Consider the following 19,401-nt stretch of genomic DNA (forward strand, 5'->3'; position numbering starts at 1 on the left):
CGACGGCCCGGCCCCCGCTCGTCGCGAGCGGGGGCCGGGCCGTCGGCCTGCGGGGCGCCGGGCCGCCGGGGCGTTGGGGGCGCCGGGCCGTCGGGCCGTCCGCGCACGGCGCCGAGCGCCCGGCCCTACCCGTCGCGGCGGCGGTCCCGTACCTCGGGGAGCGGGACGAAGCCGGCCGCCCGGTACGTGGCCACGGCGGCCGTGTTGGCGCTCGGCGTGCAGACGTCGGCGCCGGACGCGCCCAGCTCCCGCAGCGCCGCCGCCGCGGCCCGGGCGACCGCCGTGCCGTACCCGCGGCCGCGGTGGTCCCGGTGGACGCCCAGCGGTTCGAGCAGCCCGGGCCGTCCGGGCCCGGCGGACCACACGGTCACCGCGGCGACCGCTGCGCCCTGCCCGTCGTACGCGACCAGGCACCGGGCGGCGGCGTACGGCGCCCCGGACGCCATCGCGTGCCAGCGCTCCTCGGTGAACGTCGACCCGTCGAACGCCGACCGCAGTACGGCGGTGAACGCGGCCGCCCCCTCCGGCCCGGCCGCCCCGACCCGCAGGCCCGTTTCGCGTACCGGCGCCGGCACCGGCTCCGCCAGGTCGCACCGCAGCGGTGTCCACGGCTCGTCCACGCCCCAGCCGTCCGCGTGCAGCAGCTCCTGGAGCAGCGCGTCCGCCGGAGCCTCGACGTTGGCGCTCCCCGCGGGCAGCACGCCCCGCTCCGGCCGGCCCGCGTCCTCGGCCAGCCGCCGCGCCAGCTCCTCGTCCCGCCGCGCGTCCGGCGCGATCGTCAGGCGCAGCAGCCCGGGCCCGTCCAGCAGCCCCACGGCGAGGATCCGGCCGTCCCGGCTCCACGTACGGACCGCCGCGGCGGTCTCCGCCGCCCCGAACCGCCAGAACCACCCCACGTCCCCCGGGTGCAGCTGTACCGCCGCCCGGTCGTCCTGCCAGTGCCGCAGCGCCTCCAGCGCCGCGCCCAGCCCGTCCGCGTCCGGCGTACCCAACTCGATGGCCACGGCCCGATCCCACACCACCGCGCCCCCGCTCCGCACCCGGTATTTCCGAACGCCGCTGGGGCTCGCCGGGGCGGCCGGCGTCGCCGGGGAACAGGCCCGGCTGGTCGGCGGGCTCCGGCACCCGGTGGTCACGGGGGGCGACCGGGTGCTGGCGGAGCGCCTGCGCCGGCTCGCGCCGACGTACGAGCGGCTGCGCGCCGCCCTGGAGGACGGCGCGGCGGCCTGACGCGGACGCGGGCCGGCGTCAGCGGGCGGTGCCGGCCGCGAGTGCGCGCAGGGCCAGGTGGTACGACAGGGGGCCGAAGCCGGCGATGGTGCCGGTCGCCACGGCGGAGATCACCGAGACGGAGCGGAAGTCCTCGCGGGCGTGCGGGTTGGAGATGTGCACCTCGATCAGCGGGGCGGTGCGCTGGGCCACGGCGTCGCGGAGGGCGTACGAGTAGTGCGTGAACGCGGCCGGGTTGAGGACGACCGGGATCTCCTGGTCGGCGGCCTCGTGCAGCCAGCCGATCAGTTCGGCCTCGGCGTCGGACTGGCGGACCTCGACGTCGAGGTCGAGTTCCTTGCCCAGCCGTACGCAGCCGTCGGCGAGTTCGGCGTGGGTGGTGGTGCCGTAGATGCCGGGCTCGCGCAGGCCCAGGCGGCCCAGGTTGGGGCCGTTGAGCACGAGCACCCGGCGCGGGGCGGTACCGGCCACGGGAGCGGGTGCCGGTGCGGTCGCCGCTTCCCCGGCCGGCGGAACGGCCTCCCCGGCCGGGGCCGAGAGCTGCGCGAAGGCGGCGTCCAGGGTGCCGCGCGCGGGGGCCTCCAGGATGCCGGGGCGGCCCACCCCGTCGAGGACGACGAACCTCAGGCGGTCGCCGCGGCTCTTCTTGTCGACCCGCATCGTGTCGAGCAGCTCGGGCCAGCGGTCGGCCCGGTAGCTCAGGGGCAGGCCGACGGCGTCGAGCACCGCGCGGTGGCGGCGTACCGTGGCCCAGTCCAGCCGGCCCTCCACGCGGGCGAGTTCGGCGGCGAAGACCATGCCGACGGCGACGGCCTCGCCGTGCCGCCAGGTGTAGCCCTCGGCCTTCTCGATGGCGTGGGCGAGGGTGTGGCCGTAGTTGAGGACCTCGCGCGGCCCGGCCTCCCTGAGGTCGGCGGAGACCACCTCGGCCTTGACCCGTACGGCGCGGACGACCAGCTCGGCGGTGTGCGGGCCCTCGGGGGTGCGGGCGGCCGCCGGGTCCCCTTCGACCAGGTCCAGGATCACGGGGTCGGCGATGAACCCGGCCTTGACGATCTCGGCGAGGCCGCTGACGTAGTCGGCGGTGGGCAGGGTGGCCAGGGCGTCGAGGTCGCAGAGCACGCCGGCCGGCGGGTGGAAGGCGCCGACCAGGTTCTTGCCCTCGGCGGTGTTGACGCCGGTCTTGCCGCCGACGGCCGCGTCGACCATGCCGAGGACGGTGGTCGGTACGGCGATCCAGCGCACCCCGCGCAGCCAGCCCGCGGCGACGTACCCGGCCAGGTCGGTGGTGGCGCCCCCGCCCAGTCCGACGACCACGTCGGTACGGGTGAACCCGGCCCGGCCCAGGGCCGCCCAGCACTCCCCGGCGACCCGGAGGGTCTTGGCCTCCTCGGCGTCGGGCACGGGGAGGGCGGTGACACGGTGGCCGAGGGCGGTGAGCCGGTCCCGCACCTCCGCGGCGCGCGCCCCGAGGGCGTCGGGGTGGATCAGGGCCACGCGGCGGGGCTCTTCGCCGACGAGCGGCGGGAGCTCGCCGAGGAGGTCCCGGCCGACCAGCACCTCGTAGGCGGGATGGCCGGCCGAGGCGGCGACGGGCACGCGGGTCACGGCGGGGGATGCGGTCGTCATGGGGTCTCCGGCTCCAGTGCGTCGAGGACCGCGTCGGCGACCTCTTCGGGGGTGCGGTCGTCGGTGGGCACGACGACCCGGGCGACCGCGGAGTACAGGGGGCGGCGCCGGTCGCGCAGCTCGCGCCAGCGGCGGTCCGGGTCGGCGGCGAGCAGGGGGCGGGTGCGGCCGTCGCCGACCCGGCGCAGGGCCACCTCGGCGGAGACGTCGAGGAACACGACCGGCAGACCGGTGAGGAGAGCACGTGTTCCGGAGTGGAGCACCGCTCCGCCGCCGAGCGAGAGCACCGCTCCCGGTTCGGCCACCGCCCTGACGACGGCCCGGTGTTCGCGCTCGCGGAAGCCGGCCTCGCCCTCCCGGGCGAACAGCTCCGCCACGGTCAGGCCGGTCTCGGCGGCCACGTCCTGGTCGGTGTCCCGGTAGGCGGCACCGAGCCGGCGCGCCAGCAGCGCGCCCACGGTGGACTTCCCCACCCCCATCGGCCCGACCAGCACGACCGCGGGCCCGGCGGCCGCCCGGCCGCCCCCCGTCACCGCCGCGCCGGTCACCGGTAGGTGAGGTGGTCGAGGTACGACGTGACGTTGCGGCGGGTCTCGGCGACCGAGTCGCCGCCGAACTTCTCCAGCACCGCGTCGGCGAGGACCAGCGCCACCATGGCCTCGGCGACGATCCCGGCCGCCGGCACCGCGCACACGTCGGAGCGCTGGTGGTGGGCCGCGGCGGCCTCGCCGGTCGCCACGTCGACGGTGGCGAGCGCGCGGGGCACCGTCGCGATCGGCTTCATCGCGGCGCGCACGCGCAGCAGTTCGCCGGTGCTCAGGCCGCCCTCGGTGCCGCCGGCGCGCCCGGAGGTGCGCTTGATGCCCTCGGGGGTGGCGACGATCTCGTCGTGGGCCTTCGAGCCGGGGACCCGGGCCAGGTCGAAGCCGTCGCCGACCTCGACGCCCTTGATGGCCTGGATGCCCATCAGCGCCGCGGCCAGACGGGCGTCCAGCCGCCGGTCCCAGTGGACGTGGGAGCCGAGCCCGACGGGGACCCCGTACGCCAGCACCTCCACCACGCCGCCGAGGGTGTCGCCGTCCTTGTGGGCCTGGTCGATCTCGGCCACCATCGCCTTGCTCGCGCCGGCGTCGAGGCAGCGCACCGGGTCGGCGTCGAGCTTCTCCACGTCCGAGGGGGCGGGCAGGGATCCGTACGGGGCCTTCGCGGCGCCCAGTTCGACCACGTGGGAGACGATCTCGATGCCCGCGGCCTCCTTCAGGAAGGACCGGGCCACCGCGCCGAGGGCGACGCGCGCGGCGGTCTCACGGGCGCTGGCCCGCTCCAGGATCGGCCGGGCCTCGTCGAAGCCGTACTTCTGCATGCCGGCCAGGTCGGCGTGACCGGGGCGCGGACGGGTCAGCGGCGCGTTGCGGCCGGTCTCCTTCAGCTCCGCCGGGTCCACCGGATCGGCGGACATGACCTTCTCCCACTTGGGCCACTCGGTGTTGCCGACCATCACCGCCACCGGCGAACCCAGCGACAGCCCGTGCCGGACACCACCGAGGAAGGTCACCTCGTCCTGCTCGAACTTCATCCGCGCGCCCCGCCCGTAGCCCAGGCGGCGTCGTGCGAGGTGGTCGGCCACCAGGGCGGTGGTGGCCGGGACCCCGGCCGGCAGCCCCTCCAGGGTGGCGACGAGCGCCGGTCCGTGGGACTCACCGGCGGTCAGCCAACGCAGCCTGCTCAGCACTTTCTCTCACTTCTCCTTGGTGGGGACTTCGTACAGGGGGAAGAGGCGGGCGAGTTCGGTGTGGAACTCGGGGAAGGTCTTGGCGACGCACCCCGGGTCGTCCAGCGTCAGCGGCACGCCGCTGCCGAGCCCGAGGACCGCGAAGGACATCGCGATCCGGTGGTCGCGGTGGCAGTCGACGACCGCCGGGTGCGGCAGGCCGGGGTGGACCGTGAGCGACTCCGGGGTCTCGTCGACGCGGATCCCGCAGGCCCGCAGGTTGGCGGCCATGGCGGCGATCCGGTCGGACTCCTTGAGCCGGGCGTGGGCGACGCCGGTGATGGTCACGGGCCCGTCGGCGAGCGGCGCGATGGCGGCCAGGGTCATGAAGGTGTCGGAGATCTCGCCCATGTCGACGGTGAACCCGCCGGTCAGCCCGCCGGCCGGGCCGGTGACGGTGGTGGCGTGGTCGCCGATCTCCACCTCGGCGCCGGTCAGCCGGAGCACCTCGGCGAAGCCCAGGTCGCCCTGGAGGCTGCCCGAGCCCAGGCCGGGCACGGTGACCGTGCGGCCGGTGACGGCCGCGGCGGCGAAGAAGTAGGAGGCGGTGGAGGCGTCCGGCTCCACGACGAAGTCGGTCGCGGTGTAGCCGGTGGGGGCCACCTCGACGGTGCTGCCGGTCTCGGTGACCTCGGCGCCGAAGTACCGCATCAGCGCGATCGTCATGTCCAGGTACGGGCGGCTCACCAGCCGCGGCACGTCCACCGTCAGCGGCCCGGCCATCAGCGGCGCCGCCATCAGCAGCCCGCTCAGGTACTGGCTGCTCAGCCCGGAGTCCAGCTCGACCCGGCCGCCGGCCAGCCCGTTCGCCGCGATGGTGAGCGGCAGCCCGCCGCCCGGTGCGGCCTGTACGTCGGCCCCGAGGCGGGCCAGCGTCCGGGTGAGCGGGCCGAGCGGGCGGGCGCGCAGCTGGTCGGAGCCGTCGAAGACGAAGGTGCCGCGTCCGGTGGCCGCGAAGGGCGGCAGGAAGCGGGCCGCGGTGCCGGCGTCGGCGCACCACACCCGGCCGGGTGCGAACGGGCCGACGCCGTTGCCGGTGACCTCCCAGCACTCGTCGGAGGGCGTGGCGGAGGTGGCGACGCCGAGGGTGCCGAGCGCCCGCCGGAAGGCGACCGTGTCGTCGCTGACCAGCGGCGCCCAGAGGCCGGAGGTGCCGGACGCGGCGGCGGCCAGCAGCAGGGCGCGGTTGGTGAGGCTCTTGGATCCGGGAACGCGGGCCGACAGCACGGGCGGCCGGGACGTGTCGAGCGTCATGGTGACTCCTGGGTCTCAGCGGGTGCGTGGACTGCGGGCACGGCTGCGGGCGCGGCTCCGGGCGAGCGAGTGGCGGGCGGCGGCCGCGACGCGGTCGGCGGTGAGCCCGTACTGGCCGTACAGGCGGCGGAACGGGCCGTCGGCGCCGAAGCGTTCGAGCCCGACCGCGTCCCCCGCCCCGCCGACCATCGCGTACCAGCCGAGTGCCGCCCCGGCCGCCACGGAGACCCGGGCGGTCACGTGCGGGGCCAGCACCCGGTCGCGGTAGGCGCGGTCCTGGGCCGCGAACCGCTCGGGACGCGGCAGGCAGACCACGCGGGTGCCGATGCCGTCCCGTTCGAGGATGTCCCGGGCCTCCAGGGCCACGGCCGTCTCGCCGACGGCGGCGATGAGCACCGTCTGCGGCTCACCGCCGCAGGCCTCCGCCTCAGCGAGGACGTATCCGCCACGCGCTTCGTCGATCATGCGGTCATCGTGGGCCAGCGGGCCGGGGCCCTCCAACGGCCCCGGGGCCCGCTCGTCAGGTCGGTGCCCCGGTCCGTCAGGTCCCGCGGCGGGACCCTAGGGCCGGCCACGGCCGAGTTCGAGCAGCAGCCGGGCGAACTCCTGTCCCACGACGCCGAACTCGGCCTCGTAGGAGCCGACGATGCGCTGCTCGCGGCCGCGCACGATCCGCGGCCCGCCGGAGGAGATGCGGGCCTTCTGGACCTCGCCGGAGAGCCGGCACCGCTCCTTGATCAGCTCGATCAGCCGGCGGTCGGCGTCGTCGATGGCGGCCCGGTGGGCCAGTACGGCCTCCACGGCCTCGGTCGCGTTGTGCGCCCCGGCACGCACCCCGGTGGCCGGGTCGAAGACCGGGTCGAGGGGCGCGGCGGGCGCGGTGTCGAGGGACAGGACGGACATGGGAACTCCCTTGGGTGATCGGGACGAACGATCAGACGGCCGCGGGCACGGGCGCGCGGAGCCCGCCGAGGGCGAGCGCCGCCACGACGCGGGCGGGGACGGCGCCCCGGCCCGCGCGGCGGGCGACGGCCGCGCCGAGGGTGTCGAGCAGCAGCCCGGCACACAGGTCCGGCGGCAGGTCCTGCCGTACGGAGCCCTCGCGGGCGCAGTCGCGGATCAGCTCGGCGACCCGCCGCTCCAGGTCGGCGCGCGCGCCGGTGACGGACCGTCCGTCGGGTCCCAGCAGCAGCTGGACGAAGGGGAGTTCGCGGGCCGGCCGGTCGGGCACGGAACGCACGAACCGTTCGAGCCGGACGAACGCCGGGTGGGCGTCGTCCGTCGGGCGGAGTGCGGACAGGAGGTGCCGGCCGGCCCGGTCCAGGGCCATCTCCAGCAGTTCCTCCTTGCCGCTCACGTGGTGGTAGAGGGTGGACTTGGTGAGGCCGAGGCGTGCGGCGAGCACGCCCATGCTGGCTCCCGCGAAGCCCTTCTCGTTGAAGAGGCGGACCGCCTCGGCGAGCAGGGTGTGACGGGAGTGCGGGGTCCGCCGGGCGACCGGTCGGGCGGTGCGGCCGGCCGGCGCGGACGGCGCGGACGGCCCGACCGGTGCGGACGGTCCGACCGGCGCCGCCGTACGGACCGCCGTCACAGGTCCGCCAGGGCCCGGACCGGGTCCTCGATGCAGTCGGCGACGAACCGCAGGAAGCCGCCGGCCGCGCCGCCGTCGCAGGCGCGGTGGTCGAAGACGAGGGACAGCTGCGTGGTCTTCCGGGAGAGGACCCGGCCGCCGACCGACCAGGGCCGCTCGACGATCCGGCCGATGCCGAGGATCCCGGCCTCGGGGGCGTTGAGCAGCATGGAGCTGCCGTCGACCCCGAAGACGCCGAAGTTGTTGAGGGTGAAGGTGCCGCCGGACAGCTCGGCCGGGGTGAGCGCGCCGTCGCGGGCGCGGCCGACCAGGGCGGACACCTCGGCGTGCAGGGTGCGGGCCGACATCCGGTCGGCGCCGCGGACCACGGGTACGAGCAGACCGGCGTCGGTCTGGGCGGCGACGCCGAGGTGTACGTCGCGGTGGCGCAGGATCTCGTCGTCGCGCACGGTGGCGTTGAGCTCGGGGTACCGGCGCAGACCGGCCACGGTGAACCGGGCCAGCAGCGCGAGCAGCCCGGGCCCGTCCGCGTCCTGGCGGGCCCGCAGCGCGAGCAGCTCGGTGGCGTCGACGTCCACCCACACGGTGGCCGTGGGCACGGCGGCGGCCCGCGCCACCTTCCGCGCGATGGCCCCCCGAACCCCCTTGAGCGGAACCCTGTCGACACCGTCCAGGCCGCCGCCGGCCCCGTCACCCGCCGCGGCGGCGGGGCGTGCGGCCGCCGCCTCCGTTCCGGCCTGCTCGGCCGCGCGGCGCAGGTCGCGCTCGGCGAGTGCCGCGTCGACGTCCTGACGCGTGATCACCCCACCCGCACCCGACCCGCTCACGCCCGCCAGGTCCAGCCCGTGCCGGGCGGCCAGCGCCCGCACCACGGGCGACACGACGAGCACGGCCCCGGCGGCCGGGGCAGCCGGCCCCGGACCGACGCCGCCCGCCGCCACACCCGCGCCCGTCAGGGAGCGCCGGGGCGGGCGGCGCCGGCCGACGCCGGACGGCTGGGTGCCGTAGCCGATCAGGACGCGGCCCGAGCCCTCCGGCTCCGCCGCGCCGGTGCCGGCGGCATCCGCCCCGGCAGCCGCACCCGGAGCAACCGGCACCCCGGTGTCCGGCGCGAACGAGATCAGCGGGCGGCCGACCTCCAGCACCGCGCCCTCGGCCGCGTGCAGGGTGGCGACGCGGCCCGCGTACGGGGACGGCACCTCCACGGTGGCCTTGGCGGTCTCCACCTCCACCACCGGCTGGTCGACGGCGACGGCGTCGCCCTCCGCCACCAGCCAGCGGACGACCTCCGCCTCGGTCAGGCCCTCCCCCAGGTCCGGCAGCAGGAAGTCCGTCGTGCCCACGCCGTCGCTCCGGTCCGTGCTCATGCGTCCTCCCACTGGAGTTCGTCGACCGTGTCGAGGATCCGGTCCACCCCGGGCAGGTGGTGCCGTTCCAGCTTCGGCGGCGGGTACGGGATGTCGAAGCCGGTCACCCGCCGTACGGGCGCGTGCAGCGCGTGGAAGCACTGCTCTCCGATGCGTGCGGCGATCTCGGACGCCACACTCGCGAAGCCCGGGGACTCGGCGATCACCACGGCGCGCCCGGTCCGCCGCACCGAAGCGGCCACCGTCTCCTCGTCGTACGGCACGAGGGACCGTACGTCGACCACCTCCAGCGAGCGGCCCTCCGCCGCCGCGGCCCCGGCCGCCTCCAGCGCCACCGGCACCGAGGGCCCGTACGCCACCAGCGTCGCGTCCGTGCCCGCCCGCCGGACCACCGCCCGGCCCACCGGCTCGGTCCGCGCCGGCAGCGCCACCGGCTCCTTCGCCCAGTACAGCCGCTTGGGCTCCAGGAACACGACCGGGTCCGGCAGCTCGATCGCCTCCCGCAGCAGGCTGTAGGCGTCCGCGACGGTCGCCGGGGCCACCACCGTCAGCCCTGCGGTGTGCGCGTAGTACGACTCCGACGAGTCGCTGTGGTGCTCCACGCCCCCGATGCCGCCCGCGTACGGGATCCGGATCACCATCGGCAGGTTCAGCCGCCCCCGCGTCCGGTTCCGCATCTTCGCCACGTGGCCCACCACCTGCTCGAAGGCCGGCAGCGCGAAGGCGTCGAACTGCATCTCGGCGACCGGCCGGAAGCCGTTCATCGCCATCCCGACCGCCATGCCGATGATCCCGGACTCGGCCAGCGGCGTGTCGAAGCAGCGCTCCTCGCCGAACCGCGCCTGCAGCCCGTCGGTGATCCGGAAGACGCCGCCCAGCGGGCCCACGTCCTCACCCAGCACCACCACCGACGGGTCCTCGGCCATCGCGTCGGCCAGCGCCCGGTTGAGGGCACCCGCCATCGTGACCCGCTCCACGGCCGCACCGGCCACGGCGGCCCCGGCCCCGGCCACCGCACCGGCCACCGTCTCCACCCCCGACAGGGTCGGCGTGCTCATCGCTCCTCCTCCAGCACCATCTCGGCCGCCAGCAGGGCCGCCTGTTCGCTCAGCCGGGCGGACCCGCCGCCGCGCACGTGCCGGAACAGCTCGCCCGCCTCCGGCGGCGCCGAACGGACCAGCCGCTCCCGCAGGTCCGCGGCCCGCTCCTCCGCGACGCGCACCGCGTCGGCCGCCTCCGCGTCGGACAGCAGCCCGGCCCCGCGCAGGTACGTCTCCAGCCGCGCCAGCGGGTCCCGGGCCACCCAGCTATCGGTGACCGCCGGGTCCCGGTAGCGGGACGGGTCGTCGGCACTGGAGTGCGGGTCCATCCGGTACGTGTGGGCCTCGACCAGCGTCGGCCCCTCACCCGCCCGCGCCCGGGCCACGGCCCGGTCCAGCACGGCCAGCAGCGCGGCCGCGTCGTTCCCGTCGACCTGCTCGGAGGGGATCCCGTACCCGATGCCCTTGTACGCCAGCGAGGGCGCGGCGCTCTGCTTCTCCAGCGGCACGGAGATCGCGAACCCGTTGTTCTGGATCAGGAAGACGACCGGGGAGCGGAAGACCGCGGCGAAGTTCAGCGCCTCGTGGAAGTCGCCCTCGCTGGTCGCGCCGTCGCCGATCAGCACCAGCGCCACCGTCGGCTCGCCGCGCAGCCGCGCCGCGTGTCCGACGCCCACCGCGTGCGGGGCCTGCGTGGCCAGCGGGGTGGCCTGCGGCGCCGTGCGCCAGCGCACCGGGTCGTAGCCGCAGTGCCAGTCTCCGCGCATCAGCGTGAGCGTCTCGACCGGGTCCACCCCGCGGGCGGCCACGGCCACGCAGTCCCGGTACGTCGGGAACAGCCAGTCGTCCTCCCGCAGCGCGAGGGCGGCCGCGATCTGGCAGGCCTCCTGCCCGTGCGCCGACGGGTACACCGCGAGCTGGCCCTGCTTGGCCAGCGCGGTGGCCTGCTGGTCGAAGCGCCGGCCGGCGACCATCGCCCGGTACGCGGCCAGCAGCCGTGCCCCGTCGGGCAGCCGGTCCGCCGCCCCGTCCGTCAGGGTGCCGTCGGCCTCGATGAACCGTACGGGCCGCTCGCCGGGCAGCAGCGGGTGCCGCCCTGCCCTCCCGGCCGCGGCCGGCCGCGGCCGCCTGCCGCGCGCGGCGGCGGGCCGCCGCTTCGCCTCGGCCCCCGTTCCCGCCCCGGCCCCCGCGACGGAACGCGTCTGATCGACGGTGCTCACGACTCCCCTTCTTCCTGCCCTCGTGGGTCCCTGGATCCCTTGGTCACGCCCGGTACGGCCAGCTCGGCCGTACCGCGCCCGGTCCGCGCGTACAGCACGGCCCCGTACGAGCCACCGGTGCCGTACGAGCCGCCGGCCCCGTACGGGCCGCCCGCCCGCCGCACCCGCAGCGTCCGCTCCTCGCTCCGCCCGGCGAACCGGAACTCGCCGCCGCCCAGGTGCGTCAGCGGCAGCACCCGCCCGCCCCCGGTGCGCAGCCAGAGCCGCTCCCCCCGGTCGTCGGCCGGCTCAAGCGTCACGGCCGTACGCGCCTGCCCCGCCCGGAACGGGTCCTCGTCCTCCCGCGCCAGGAAGCCGGCCGGCACGCTCAGCTCCCCGGCCAGCGCCGCGGCCCCGCCCGGCGCCAGCGGCCGCGGCGGCCGGTTCACCAGCACGTCCCCGCGGTGGAAGAACTCCCGCCAGGCCACCGGGAAGGCGCGCACCAGCCGCTCCGTCACCGGCACGTCGAGCGCCAGGTGCACGCAGTGGTCCTGGCCGTGGTTCAGCACCTGGTGGGTCCGGGTGAAGTCCCCGAACCACAGGTCCCCCGGCGCCCACCGGTGCACCTCGCCGTCCAGCACCAGCACCGTCTCGGTGTTGGTCTGCACGGGGACGTGCAGCCGGGCCGTGCCCCAGCGCAGCCCCTGGGCGGCCTCGATCCGCCCCGCCGCCCCGGTGCCGGGCCGGCGGCACATGAAGCGCGCGCCGAACACCGGTGCCGGGAAGGTGTCGAGGATGTACCGGACGTGCGGGAAGCGCTCCAGCAGCGGCGCATCGGTCCAGTCGCCCGGCCCGCCCGGCGAACGCAGCACCAGGCAACGCCAGTCGTCGGCGGGCGGCCGTACGCCGCGCAGCTCGGCGGCGAGCCAGCCGGCGTTGAAGGAGGTGCTCAGCCGGGCGGCGGCCGCGGGCATGGGCACCACGGCCGCCCCGGCGAGCACCTCCGTGCTCACAGCGCGGTCCCGAGCCGGGCCAGCGACGTCAGCGTGTGCACGCCCTCGGTGGTGGCCTCCACGTCGAAGACCATCCGCTCGTCCGGCATCTTGCCGATGATCTCGGCGGCACGGGTGGACAGCGGCTGCCCGAGGGCCTCCGCCGACTCCCACAGCTGCACGGCGCCCCAGCGGCCGCGCTCCTCGTCGCTGATCCACACCTTCAGCAGCAGGCCCTCGTAGCCGGCCCAGCGGTCCACGGCCTCGTCGCGCAGGAACTCCCGCAGCGACTCGGGCGTGTGGCCGGTGCCCTCCAGGTCCCACCACGCGATGACGGCCTTCACTCGGCCTTCCCCTCTCCCGCGAGCAGTTCCCGCACCAGGCCTCCGACGATCCGGGGCCCGTTGCGGGTGAGCAGCGATTCGGCGTGGAACTGCACGGACGCGAAGTGCGGTCCGCGCAGCGCGTGTACCTCTCCGGTCTCCCGGTCGCGGCTGACCTCGACGACGCCGACGCCCTCGACCTCCGCCTTGTCCTCGGCGGAGCGGGCGGCGAACGTGTTGTAGAAGCCGACGAGTTCGTCGGCGCCGAACAGCTCCACCGGCTTCTGGACGCCCTGGTTCGGGGTGTCCCGGCGGACCAGGTCGAAGCCGAGGAGGGTGCTGAGCACCTGGTGGCTCAGGCAGACCGCGAAGAACGGCCGCCGTTCGTCGAGCAGCCGCCGGACCGTGCCGCGCAGGTGCGCGATCTTCGGGTGCCCGGTCTCGCGCGGGTCACCGGGGCCGGGGCCCATCACCACGAGGTCGTACGCGGTCACGTCGTACGCCTCGTCGAAGCGGCGTACGGTCACCCGCGTCCCGAGCGAGCGGAGCTGCTGCTCGATCATCGAGGTGAAGGTGTCCTCGGCGTCGACCACCAGGATCCGCTTGCCGGCCAGGGCCGGGTCGGGGTGGGCGGTGAGCCGCTCGTCGGCGTCGTCGAACCAGAAGCGGGCCACCGTCTCGTTGCGGGCGGCCAGTGCCGACAGGACCTCCGGGTGCCGGGCGAACGAGGCCGGGCCGGTGTCCTTGAGGGCGCCGAGCAGCGAGGACGCCTTGGCGCGGGTCTCGGCCACCTCGCCCTGCGGGTCGGAGTGCCGTACCAGGGTGGCGCCGACACCGATGCGGACCTGGCCGGTCCGGTCGATCTCCGCGGTGCGGATCAGGATGGCCGAGTCCATGGTGCGGGCGCCCCGCTCGTCGCGGCCGATGAGGGCGAGGACGCCGCTGTAGTAGCCGCGGCCCTCGGGCTCGTACCGGGCGATGACCCGCGCCGCGCTCTCCAGCGGACTGCCGGTGACGGTGGGCGCGAAGAGGGTCTCGTGCAGGATCTCGCGCGGGTCGCGGTCGGTGCGTCCGCTGATGAAGTACTCGGTGTGCGCGAGGCGGGCCATCTCCTTGAGGTGGGGCCCGGTGACGATGCCGCCCGTGTCGCAGATGCGGGCCATCATCTTCAGTTCCTCGTCGACCACCATGTACAGCTCGTCGGCCTCCTTGCGGTCGGCGAGGAAGTCCAGCAGCCCGGACAGCTCGGGCCCCTGCGGCGGGTAGCGGTAGGTGCCGCTGATCGGGTTCATCACGGCGGTGCCGTCGTGCAGGCTGACGTGCCGCTCGGGGCTGGCGCCCACCAGGGTGCGCTCGCCGGTGTGCACGATGAAGGTCCAGTAGGCGCCGGACTCCAGGCGCAGCAGCCGCCGGTAGAAGGCCAGCGCGTGACGCGGGGAGTAGTCGGAGATGTCGGCGACGAAGGAGCGGCGGATGACGAAGTTCGCGCCCTCGCCCCGGCCGATCTCGTCCTCGATGATGCGGCGGACGGTGTCGGCGTACGCCTCGTCGTCCACGTCGAAGCCGCCCTCGGACACGCCGAGCGGGATGTCCGGCAGCCGCTCCAGCGCGTCGGCCACCGGCAGGACCTGGCGGCCCGTGACGCGCAGGGAGAGCAGCGGGGCGCCGTCGTCGGGCGCGTGGAAGCCGCGCTCGGCGAGCTGGCGGTACGGGATGAGGGTGAGCACCTCGGGGCCGGGCCCGGCGGCCGGGTCGAGGGGGACGCCGGCCAGCGTCTCGGACGTGGTGACGTCCCCGGTGAGGACCTCCAGCCGGCTGCCGTTCGTCTCCGGGCGGTGCAGTACGGCGAAGGCGGGCGGGCGCTCGCCGAGGATCCGGCGGAGCAGGTCGTCCCGGCCGGTGGTGTCCTGGGCCGTCATGCGGTGACCTCCTTGGCTGTCGTGACCACCGCACAGCGCGAAGCCGCGTACCGGACGGTCATCCAGTGGTCCTCGGCCGAGAAGTCGGCGATCGCGTCCGCGACGAGGAACGGCTGGATGTCGTGGGTGAAGGCCTCGACGGCGCTGGCGAGGATCCCCACGTGCGCGTAGACGCCGACGATGATCAGCTGGTCGCGGCCGGCCGACCTGATGCGGTCGAGCAGGTCCGTGCGGAAGAAGGCGCTGTAGCGCCACTTGGTGAGCACGGTGTCGCCGTCGCGCGGGGCGAGCGGCTCCACGATCTCCCGGTCGGCCGGGTCGGCCCGCATGCCGGGCCCCCAGAAGTCCTTCAGCAGGCCGCGGTCGGCCTCGCTCATGCTGCCGGGCTGGGCGGTGTAGTACGTCGGGATGCCGTGCCGGGCGGCGAACTCCCGTACCTGCACGGCGTGGTGGACCAGCGACTCGCGCAGGTCGCCGGGGAGGGGCTTGAGGAAGTAGCGCTGCATGTCGTGCACGAGCAGCACGGCGCGGTCCGGGTCCACCGTCCAGTCGGCGGTGTTCCCGGGCAGCTCGCCGGCGGTGGGCAGCGGGTAGGAGGTGATGGGCGGGATCCCGGCCATGTCGGTCCTCTCGTGGCTGGAGTGGTGCGGAGGAACGGGCCCGTGCGGCACTCGGGACAGGGCCGCACGGGCCCGGGGCGGGGCCGGCCCGGGACAGGGGGCCGGCCCCGCGGCGGGGCGGGCCCGGTCAGGCGGCCCCGAGCGAGGCACCGCCGTCGACGGTCATGACGTGCAGGGTGATCTGCTCCGCCTCGTCGGACAGCAGGAAGGCGACGGCGTCGGCGACGTTGTCCGGCTGGGCGATCCGGCCCAGCGGGATGCCGATGCGGAAGGCCTCGGGATTGCCCTCCAGCGTGCCGCGCGCGGCGGACTCGTCCGGCCACATCGAGCGCAGCATCGGCGTGTCCGTGGAGCCGGGGGCGACGATGTTGCAGCGGATCCCGTGCCGGGCGACCTCCAGGCCCAGCGACTTGGTGAACATCGCCGCGGCCGCCTTGGAGGCGGCGTACGCGGCCATGTCGGCGCGCGGCGTCGCGGCCGCGTTCGAGGCGACCGTGACCAGCGCGCCCCGGTGGCGGGTGAGCATCCGCCGGGTCACCGCGCGGGACAGGTGGAAGACGCCGTCCGCGTTGACCCGGAAGGTGGTCTGCCAGTCCTCGTCGCTGTAGTCGGTGACCTTGCCCAGCCGCAGCACGCCCGCCGAGTTCACCAGGTACTCGATCGGACCCAGCTCGTTCTCGACGCGCTCCGTCAGCTCGTCCACAGCGGCGCTGGAGGCGACGTCCGCGGCGAACGCGTAGATGCGCGGCCCCTTGTACTCGGCGGGCGGCGCCTCCGGCACGTACTGGCCGTCCGAGCCGATCCGCACCGCCTCCCGCACCTCGGCGAGGTGGGCCGCCTCCGCGGCGCGGGCCGCGGCGCACTCCACGCGGAGCTCCTCGTTCAGCTCCTCGACGGCCGCGCGCAGCGTGTCCGCGTCCCGGTCCACGGCGGCGACCAGCGCCCCGCGCCGCGCCAGCGCGCGGACGACGGCCCGTCCGATGCCCCCCGCCGCGCCCGTGACGACGGCGACCTTGTCCAACATGGTTCCCCTCCAAGGGATTCGCGGGGCCGCCCCATCTCGGCGGCCGCGTCACTTCTGCCAGGCGGTGACCACCGAGATGGCCTGCGACGGGTTGAGCCGCGGGTCGCAGAAGCTCGTGTACGCGTCGCCCACCCGGTCGGCGGCGGACGCGTTGACCACGCACTCCGTGACGTCGTCGGGCGTCGTCTCCAGGTGCAGGCCGCCGGCGACGCCGCCGGCGGACTCGACGGCGAACTGGAAGGCCCGTACCTCGCGTTCGACGGTCTCCAGGTACCGCGTCTTGTAGCCGCCCGGCGTCGAGACGGTGTTGCCGTGCATCGGGTCGGTCAGCCAGATCACCGGGTGCCCGGCCCGCCGCACCGCCTCCACCAGCGGGGGCAGCTTGTCGGCGGCCGCGTCCGCGCCCATCCGGGCGATCAGGGTGAGCCGGCCGGGCTCGCGCCGCGGGTCGAGGATCCCGCAGAGCGTGACCACGTCCTCGGGGCTCATCGTGGGGCCGACCTTGCAGGCCACCGGGTTCTCGACCTGCGACAGCAGCGCCACGTGCGCGCCGTCGAGCTGCCGGGTGCGCTCGCCGATCCACGGGAAGTGCGTGGAGGCCAGGTAGCGGCCGCCCTCCCCGTCCGGGCGGACCTGCGGCAGCTCGTAGTCGAGGAGCAGCGCCTCGTGGCTGGTCCACACCGGCGGCTCCAGCAGCACGTCGTTGCCGTCGCGGCGGTCCGCGTACCAGCCGAGGTGCTTGTTGATCTCGCAGGCGGCCATGTAGCCGGTGAGCATGCGCAGCGGGTCGGGGCGGCGCGAGGCCGGGTCCGGCTCGGGGCCGTTGACCAGGTGACCGCGGTACACGGGCAGTTCGACGCCGTCGATGACCTCCGTGGGGTTGGAGCGCGGCTTGGCGAACTGGCCGGCGAGGCGGCCGATCCTGACCACCGGCTTGTGGGTGATCATCTTGAGCGCGCCGGCGACCAGGTCGAGCACCGCGGCCTTGCGGTGCACGTCCCGGGCGGTGCTCTCGTCGGGGTCCTCGGCGCAGTCCCCCGCCTGGACCAGCTTGGCCTCGCCGAGGGCGACCCGGGCGAGCGCCTCGCGCAGGGTGCGCACGTCCTGGGCGCGGACCAGCGGGGTGTGGGCGGCCAGCTCCTGGCGGACGAGCTCGACCTGTGCGTGGTCTTCCCATTCGGGCTGTTGGAGGGCCGTCTTGAGGCCGATGTCGAGCAGGGTGTTGTCCACGGGTGTCTCCTGGTGCGTAGATCGTTCCGAGGTACGAGTGACTCGGCGCGCGTCGTCTTCGGCACGCGCCGGGGTGAGGGGTGGCGGGGCGGTCAGGCGCGGCCGGGCACCCGTCCCGTGTCGTCCCAGAAGCGCAGCTGCCCCTGCTGGGGGAGCGCGCCGGTCCTGGCGACGGCGGCGCCGCCGAGGACCAGCGCGCGTGGCCGGCCGGGGGAGAGGGCCGGCCAGTCGGGGACCCGCGGAGCGCGCGGCACTCCGGTGCGTGCGAAGGAGACCACCAGGTCGGCGAGGACCTCGCCGGCCTCCGTCGGCTCCCGGCTCGGCTGCCCGTCGGTGTCGGCGGCACCGGCGAGGTGTCCCGCCGGACCACGGGTGCCGAAGAGGAGGGCCACGGCCGCCTCGTGGGCGGCGGCCGGGTGCGCGGGGCCCGCGGGGCCTGCCGGGTGGGCGGGATCCGCCGGGTGGGCGGCCGCCGGGAGGGCGAGCTCCAGCACGTACTGCGGCCAGCGTCCGGCCCGCGCGTGGCGGTCGGCCATGCGCAGCACCGGGTGGCGGAAGTGGGCGTCCTCGCGGATCGCGGCCCACAGGGACGGGAGGCCGGCGGTCCGGCCCTCGGCGAGGGCCGCGGCGCGGTAGGCGCGCAGCACCTCGTCCGCCGCCGTACGGTCCGCGGCCGGGTCGGCCTGGCGCAGCAACTCGGTGATCCAGGTGCGCAGTTCGGCCTCGTCGGCGGGTCCGGGGCCGGCCGGCGGGAGGCCCGGGGCGGCGTACACGGAGAGCACGGGAAGTTCCGGGGGCGGCTGTTCGTGGTCGTACGCGCGCAGCCAGACGCCGTCGAGCACCGGGCCGCGGTAGTGCCGGCCGCTGCGTACGGGGCGTTCCTCGGGGCGTACGGAGAACAGCCGGTGCCAGGCGGCGTTGAGCTCGGCCGCCGGCACCGCGCGCAGGCCGGGCACGGTGGTGCCGAACCGCGCGGCGAGGGTGTCGTACACGGTGCGGGCGTCCTCGGCGGTGAGGCAGAGGCCGGGGGCCCGGACGTGCGCGGGCCTGACGGGGACGATGCGGCGGATCAGCGGGCGGGTCACCGGCAGCAGGGCCAGCTGGTGCACGCTCGCACCGCCGGCCTCGGCGCCGACGAGGGTGATGTTGCCGGGGTCGCCGCCGAAGGCGGCGGCGTTCTCGTGGGTCCAGCGCAGGGCGGCGACCTGGTCCTGGAGGCCCCAGTTCGCGTACGAGCCGGTCTCCGGGTCGGCGAGCTCCTCGTGCAGGCCGAAGCCGAAGACGCCGAGGCGGTGGCCGAAGGTCACGACCACGACGTCGCCGCGCTCGGCCAGCCGGGCGCCGTCGACGCCGGCCGCGCCGCCGGAGCTCCACGAGCCGCCGTGCACGTGGACGAGGACGGGCCGGGCGGTGGTCTGGTGGGTCGAGGGGGTCCAGACATTGACGTACAGGGCGTCCTCGGATCCGGTCCCGTCCGGCTGGAGAAACGTTCCTGCCGCCTGGCCGGCGTCCCGTACGCCGCTCCAGGCGGCCGGCGGGCGGGGCGACGCGAACCGCAGCGGGCCCACGGGCGCGGCGGCGTACGGGATGCCGCGGAAGGCGATCACCCCACCGGTGCGCTCGCCCTTCACGTAACCGGCGGTCGTCCGGGCGACGGGCGGCGCCGGCGGGACGTCCGCCCGGGCGGGCAGGACGGCCGGAGCCTGGGCGCGGGTGGCGTCCACCTCACACCTCCCGGCGGGACGGGAGGCGGCCGGGGGGTACGGGAACACAGGTGGCCGAGCAGCAGAAGACGGCGGCCGTGGTCATGCCGGAACTCACTCCTCGACGGATCAGGGAGGCTCGTGGCGAGCCGGTGGCGGGTCCTGTCGATCGTGTCGGCTGGCCCAGGGGCCGCCCAACGCAGTGATCCGCTTTCCGTCAAGTGCCGTCACAGTGCGTCAGGTCCTGTGGGGCGGGGTTCCGGTGCCCTATTGGGCTTCTGACGTGGGGAGTTGGAGTTTCGGGCCGTCCTCTCGGGAGCCGGCCGGGGGGCCGGTTCCGGCCGCGGTCGCCGGTCGGGCGGCGACCGTTTCCCGGCCTGGCGGCCGGGGGCCGTGGCCATCCGGCGCGGAGCCGGCCCCAGGGAGTCAGGCAGGCGTGGCCGGGCCGGTGGCGGGCTGTCGGCGGGCCGGTGGAGGCGCCCACGGACGGCACCCACGCGCACCGGAAC

The 19,401-nt window shown here is 76.0% G+C and carries 19 protein-coding genes and 1 pseudogene; 1 reads left to right on the forward strand and 19 read right to left on the reverse strand.

Going from position 1 to position 19,401, the window contains the following annotated elements; translation table 11 throughout:
- Positions 1-125: 125 nt before the first annotated feature.
- Positions 126-1,004 carry a GNAT family N-acetyltransferase gene (locus ACIQUR_RS16410; RefSeq protein ID WP_403664498.1) on the reverse strand — a complete coding sequence of 293 codons (879 nt, stop codon included), beginning with the start codon at positions 1,002-1,004 and terminating at the stop codon, positions 126-128.
- Here ACIQUR_RS16410 and ACIQUR_RS16415 point away from each other — a divergent pair.
- Positions 997-1,230, forward strand: a complete 234-nt coding sequence (locus tag ACIQUR_RS16415) for a hypothetical protein (RefSeq protein ID WP_403664500.1) — start codon at positions 997-999, stop codon at positions 1,228-1,230. The genes ACIQUR_RS16410 and ACIQUR_RS16415 overlap by 8 nt on opposite strands.
- A gap of 18 nt (positions 1,231-1,248) precedes the next feature.
- On the opposite strand, the gene aroQ is transcribed toward ACIQUR_RS16415, so the two are convergent.
- The 18 genes and pseudogenes from aroQ to ACIQUR_RS16505 form a co-directional block, all read right to left on the reverse strand.
- Positions 1,249-1,701 (reverse strand): type II 3-dehydroquinate dehydratase, encoded by a 453-nt coding sequence (aroQ, locus tag ACIQUR_RS16420; RefSeq protein ID WP_403664876.1) that lies wholly within the window; start codon positions 1,699-1,701, stop codon positions 1,249-1,251.
- A 60-nt stretch (positions 1,702-1,761) separates the two neighbouring features.
- Positions 1,762-2,859: pseudogene (aroB, locus tag ACIQUR_RS16425) on the reverse strand (3-dehydroquinate synthase); the annotation flags it as partial.
- Positions 2,856-3,407: a shikimate kinase gene (locus ACIQUR_RS16430; RefSeq protein ID WP_403664502.1), complete on the reverse strand. Its 552-nt coding sequence runs from the start codon at positions 3,405-3,407 to the stop codon at positions 2,856-2,858. The gene ACIQUR_RS16430 and the pseudogene aroB, both read right to left, overlap by 4 nt.
- The gene (gene aroC, locus ACIQUR_RS16435) at positions 3,404-4,588 is read right to left on the reverse strand and encodes a chorismate synthase (RefSeq protein ID WP_403664878.1); all 1,185 of its coding nucleotides are present in this window, start codon (positions 4,586-4,588) and stop codon (positions 3,404-3,406) included. The genes ACIQUR_RS16430 and aroC overlap by 4 nt, the downstream gene beginning before the upstream one ends.
- Positions 4,589-4,597: 9 nt before the next feature.
- Positions 4,598-5,884, reverse strand: coding sequence for a 3-phosphoshikimate 1-carboxyvinyltransferase (aroA, locus tag ACIQUR_RS16440; RefSeq protein ID WP_403664504.1), 1,287 nt, complete (start codon positions 5,882-5,884; stop codon positions 4,598-4,600).
- A gap of 15 nt (positions 5,885-5,899) precedes the next feature.
- Positions 5,900-6,349 (reverse strand): transketolase-like TK C-terminal-containing protein, encoded by a 450-nt coding sequence (locus ACIQUR_RS16445; RefSeq protein ID WP_399947211.1) that lies wholly within the window; start codon positions 6,347-6,349, stop codon positions 5,900-5,902.
- Between the two features lie 96 nt (positions 6,350-6,445).
- Positions 6,446-6,787 carry a chorismate mutase gene (locus ACIQUR_RS16450; RefSeq protein ID WP_403664507.1) on the reverse strand — a complete coding sequence of 114 codons (342 nt, stop codon included), beginning with the start codon at positions 6,785-6,787 and terminating at the stop codon, positions 6,446-6,448.
- Positions 6,788-6,818: 31 nt separating this feature from the next.
- Positions 6,819-7,475: a TetR/AcrR family transcriptional regulator gene (locus ACIQUR_RS16455; RefSeq protein WP_403664509.1), complete on the reverse strand. Its 657-nt coding sequence runs from the start codon at positions 7,473-7,475 to the stop codon at positions 6,819-6,821.
- Positions 7,472-8,842, reverse strand: coding sequence for a dihydrolipoamide acetyltransferase family protein (locus ACIQUR_RS16460; protein WP_403664511.1), 1,371 nt, complete (start codon positions 8,840-8,842; stop codon positions 7,472-7,474). Before ACIQUR_RS16460 ends, ACIQUR_RS16455 begins: the two co-directional genes overlap by 4 nt.
- On the reverse strand, positions 8,839-9,804 hold the full coding sequence (locus ACIQUR_RS16465; protein WP_403664880.1) for an alpha-ketoacid dehydrogenase subunit beta: 966 nt from the start codon (positions 9,802-9,804) through the stop codon (positions 8,839-8,841). Before ACIQUR_RS16465 ends, ACIQUR_RS16460 begins: the two co-directional genes overlap by 4 nt.
- Before the next feature lie 92 nt (positions 9,805-9,896).
- Positions 9,897-10,967 carry a thiamine pyrophosphate-dependent enzyme gene (locus ACIQUR_RS16470; protein WP_403664882.1) on the reverse strand — a complete coding sequence of 357 codons (1,071 nt, stop codon included), beginning with the start codon at positions 10,965-10,967 and terminating at the stop codon, positions 9,897-9,899.
- 131 nt (positions 10,968-11,098) lie between these two features.
- Positions 11,099-12,094 carry an aspartyl/asparaginyl beta-hydroxylase domain-containing protein gene (locus ACIQUR_RS16475; RefSeq protein ID WP_403664513.1) on the reverse strand — a complete coding sequence of 332 codons (996 nt, stop codon included), beginning with the start codon at positions 12,092-12,094 and terminating at the stop codon, positions 11,099-11,101.
- On the reverse strand, positions 12,091-12,417 hold the full coding sequence (locus ACIQUR_RS16480) for a hypothetical protein (RefSeq protein WP_403664515.1): 327 nt from the start codon (positions 12,415-12,417) through the stop codon (positions 12,091-12,093). The genes ACIQUR_RS16475 and ACIQUR_RS16480 overlap by 4 nt, the downstream gene beginning before the upstream one ends.
- Entirely contained in the window at positions 12,414-14,315 is a 1,902-nt protein-coding gene (locus tag ACIQUR_RS16485) for an anthranilate synthase family protein (protein ID WP_403664517.1), read from the reverse strand. Before ACIQUR_RS16485 ends, ACIQUR_RS16480 begins: the two co-directional genes overlap by 4 nt.
- Positions 14,312-14,935 carry an isochorismatase family protein gene (locus ACIQUR_RS16490; RefSeq protein ID WP_403664519.1) on the reverse strand — a complete coding sequence of 208 codons (624 nt, stop codon included), beginning with the start codon at positions 14,933-14,935 and terminating at the stop codon, positions 14,312-14,314. The genes ACIQUR_RS16485 and ACIQUR_RS16490 overlap by 4 nt, the downstream gene beginning before the upstream one ends.
- Positions 14,936-15,062: 127 nt before the next feature.
- Positions 15,063-15,959, reverse strand: a complete 897-nt coding sequence (locus ACIQUR_RS16495) for an SDR family NAD(P)-dependent oxidoreductase (protein WP_403664521.1) — start codon at positions 15,957-15,959, stop codon at positions 15,063-15,065.
- 48 nt (positions 15,960-16,007) lie between these two features.
- Complete coding sequence (locus ACIQUR_RS16500) at positions 16,008-17,189, reverse strand: 3-deoxy-7-phosphoheptulonate synthase (RefSeq protein WP_403664523.1); 1,182 nt, start codon at positions 17,187-17,189, stop codon at positions 16,008-16,010.
- Positions 17,190-17,281: 92 nt separating this feature from the next.
- Positions 17,282-18,913: a carboxylesterase family protein gene (locus ACIQUR_RS16505; protein WP_403664525.1), complete on the reverse strand. Its 1,632-nt coding sequence runs from the start codon at positions 18,911-18,913 to the stop codon at positions 17,282-17,284.
- Positions 18,914-19,401 lie beyond the last annotated feature (488 nt).

It is taken from the genome of Streptomyces sp. NPDC101132 (genome assembly GCF_044759225.1).
Lineage (GTDB): Bacteria > Actinomycetota > Actinomycetes > Streptomycetales > Streptomycetaceae > Streptomyces.

What these genes read in the sequence shown, in the direction of transcription:
- ACIQUR_RS16415 (WP_403664500.1), top strand. Translation starts at nt 997, where the DNA reads ATGGCCACGGCCCGATCCCACACCACCGCGCCCCCGCTCCGCACCCGG.
- aroA (WP_403664504.1), bottom strand. Translation starts at nt 5,884, where the DNA reads ATGACGCTCGACACGTCCCGGCCGCCCGTGCTGTCGGCCCGCGTTCCC.
- ACIQUR_RS16445 (WP_399947211.1), bottom strand. Translation starts at nt 6,349, where the DNA reads ATGATCGACGAAGCGCGTGGCGGATACGTCCTCGCTGAGGCGGAGGCC.
- ACIQUR_RS16450 (WP_403664507.1), bottom strand. Translation starts at nt 6,787, where the DNA reads ATGTCCGTCCTGTCCCTCGACACCGCGCCCGCCGCGCCCCTCGACCCG.
- ACIQUR_RS16460 (WP_403664511.1), bottom strand. Translation starts at nt 8,842, where the DNA reads ATGAGCACGGACCGGAGCGACGGCGTGGGCACGACGGACTTCCTGCTG.
- ACIQUR_RS16465 (WP_403664880.1), bottom strand. Translation starts at nt 9,804, where the DNA reads ATGGCGGGTGCCCTCAACCGGGCGCTGGCCGACGCGATGGCCGAGGAC.
- ACIQUR_RS16485 (WP_403664517.1), bottom strand. Translation starts at nt 14,315, where the DNA reads ATGACGGCCCAGGACACCACCGGCCGGGACGACCTGCTCCGCCGGATC.
- ACIQUR_RS16490 (WP_403664519.1), bottom strand. Translation starts at nt 14,935, where the DNA reads ATGGCCGGGATCCCGCCCATCACCTCCTACCCGCTGCCCACCGCCGGC.
- ACIQUR_RS16495 (WP_403664521.1), bottom strand. Translation starts at nt 15,959, where the DNA reads ATGTTGGACAAGGTCGCCGTCGTCACGGGCGCGGCGGGGGGCATCGGA.